General features: G+C 71.3%; 2 protein-coding genes. One reads left to right on the forward strand and one right to left on the reverse strand.

Features of this window, described 5'->3' with window-relative positions:
* Nucleotides 1-846, reverse strand: an 846-nt coding sequence (locus AC27VN_RS40480) for a THUMP domain-containing class I SAM-dependent RNA methyltransferase (RefSeq protein ID WP_490880362.1), incomplete at its 3' end; no start/stop codon positions are given.
* An 80-nt stretch (nucleotides 847-926) separates the two neighbouring features.
* Between AC27VN_RS40480 and AC27VN_RS40485 the strand changes: the two genes are divergently transcribed.
* The coding region (locus tag AC27VN_RS40485) for an ATP-binding protein (RefSeq protein ID WP_490880363.1) at nucleotides 927-1782 on the forward strand (856 nt) is incomplete at its 3' end.

The following is a 1782-nucleotide window of genomic DNA, read 5'->3' on the forward strand; positions in this document are numbered from 1 at the left end:
CTGCGCGAAATCGACCATGCGGTGCGAGACGTCGGAACCGAAGATGCGCGGCGCGGCGCCCGCTTCGGCCGCCGGCGGCTCGGATGCGGCGCGCACCGCGGCCCACACGTGGGGCTGGAACGGCAGCAGCTTCTCGAAGCCGAAGCGGCGCAGCCAGCCGGCCGGGATGCCAAGCGCGATCTGGGCCGCCTCGATGGCGATGGTGCCGCTGCCGCAGCAGGGGTCGTACAGCGGCTTGTCGGCGACCTCGCCGGTCTCGGGGTTCCACCAGCCGCTGGCGGCCAGCATGGCGGCGGCCAGGGTTTCCTTCAGCGGCGCGTCGCCCTTGTCCTGGCGCCAGCCGCGCTTGAACAGCGGCTCGCCCGAGGTGTCGATGTAGAGGGTGCAGGTGTCGGTGGTCAGGTGCGCGAACACGCGGCAGTCGGGCCACTGGGTCTCGATGCTGGGGCGCACGCCGCCGGCCCGGCCGCGGAAGCGGTCGGCGATCGCGTCCTTGATGCGCAGGGTGGCGAAGTTCAGGCTCTGCAGCGGGCTGTGCTGGGCCGTGGTCTCGATCTTGAAGGTCTGCTTGGGCGTGAACCAGATCTCCCAGGCCACGCCGCTGGCTAGCCCGTAGAGGTCGTTCTCGTTGCGGTACAGGCCCTGGGCCAGCTCGACCAGCACGCGCTGCGCGAGGCGGCAGTGCAGGTTGAGCTGCAGCACCTCGCGCCAGTCGGCGCGCACCCGCACGCCGCCGCGCAGCATCAGCAGGTCGTCGCCGGCACGGCCGGTGAGCGCATGCACCTCCTGCGCGAGAAACTCCTCGACGCCGGCGGCGCAAGGCAGGAAAAGGGAGAGATCATTCACGGAAGTTCGCTTGGTCGACGGCCGGCTACGGGATTGCCATTGTCGCTGTGTCGCCCTGCTTGCCTATAGTGGTCCGGTCCATGAAGCCCCTGCACGACTCCGCGGCGCCCGCCGCCCGCCCCGCCAGCGCCGGCGGAAACCCCGAAGCGCCAGGGGCCGCGCGGGACGACGGCTTCGCCATCCAGTGCGAGGTGCTGCGCATTTCGGTGCAGCCGATCGGCCCGATTCTGGCGGTGCAGTACCTGCTGAACTGCGGCATCGCGGCGCTGTTCGCCTGGCAGTTCTCGCTGCCGCTGTCGCTGGCCTGGCTGGGCCTGATCACGCTGGTGACGGTGATGCGCGCCTTCGTGCCGCAGCGCCTGCCAGAGCCCTTCACGCCCTACAGCCTGCGCCGCGCCCAGCGCGTGCACGTGCTGCGCACCGGCATCTGGGAGCTGGCGCACGGCGCGGCCGGCGTGCTGCTGTTCGACCCCTCGCGCATCGAGCTGCAGCTGCTGCTCGGCGTGATCGTGATGGGCATGACGCTGTCGGCCGCCTTCTCGGTCTCGTTCTACACGCCGGCCACGCAGCTCGCGATCACCCTGCTGCTGGCGCCGATCATCGTGATGGGCATCTGGCTCGGGCCGCCGATGATGATCGCGGTCGCCGTCATCGGCGCCGGCCTCACCGCCATGATGTGGAAGCTGGTGGCCGAGCGCTCGCGCCAGCTCGAGGAGAACATCGGCCTGCGCCTCAACGAGCGCACCCTGCGCGAGCAGGCGCTGGCCGGCCTGCGCGCCTCCGAGCAGGCCCAGGCCGAGCGGCTGCGCTTCTTCTCGGCCGCCAACCACGACCTGCGCCAGCCCGTGATGGCGATCGGCCTGCAGGCCGAGGTGCTGCGCCAGCAGCTGCGCGAAGGCGCCGACACGATGGCGGTGCAGCACACGGTGGGCTCGC

The organism is Variovorax sp. 20P10.2.4 (genome assembly GCF_058244205.1).